The organism is Thermus sp., from assembly GCF_056332225.1.
In genome coordinates this window covers 1-631 of the sequence record NZ_JBWGQW010000211.1, presented here as the reverse complement: position 1 = coordinate 631, position 631 = coordinate 1, and the positions used below count along the sequence as shown (strand labels likewise).

Annotated in this window: 1 protein-coding gene; it reads left to right on the top strand. The window is 71.0% G+C overall.

Annotated elements, in window-relative coordinates; all coding sequences use genetic code 11:
* Window positions 1-587: hypothetical protein (locus AC01Y6_RS10965; RefSeq protein ID WP_476671562.1), on the top strand; the 587-nt coding region annotated here is incomplete at its 5' end.
* Window positions 588-631 lie beyond the last annotated feature (44 nt).

The window sequence follows — 631 nt, the reverse complement described above, 5'->3', positions numbered from 1 at the left end:
CGGGTCCCGATGGGACGGGAAACCCCACCGTCAGCCCCGAGGGGATCGCCTTCAACGGGCCCCTCCCCCACGACTACGAGAGCCTGGTCTTCCCGGGCGACCTGGAGGAGCCCGCCTGGCGCGAGCCCTGGGAGAGGAGGGGGAGGAGCTTCGGGTTCTGCAAGACCGGGCCGGACCGGGCGAGGAAGCGCCCCTACGACCTCGCCGTCCGGGCCCTCCTCCTCCTCGCCAAGGTCCACCTCGGGGACCTGGTGCGGGTCTACTCCGACGCCCCCCTCGCGGACTGGGCCGAGGCCGCCCTCCTCATAGAGGGGACCCTCGCTCTCCCCGTGGACCTCTACGGGCTTCTCGGGGTGAGGCTCCTCGAGGTGGAGGACACCAAGGGGCGGCGCTTCCTGGTGGAGCGGTGGGGGGGCGAGGAGAGCGAGCTCCAGGATTGGCTTCGGGCCCGGGAGCGGATGGACCGGGAGGGGCTTTTCCCCTGGCCCTTCCGGGGGCCCTACCGGGTCCTGGGGGAGGTGAGGGTCCCCCAGGAGGAGCTTCCCGGGCTTTGGAGGAGGGAGGGGTTTTACCGCGGGGTGTCTTAGCTACAAGCCCGCCTTCTCCTCCTCCCTCGTGTAGCTAAGACCAG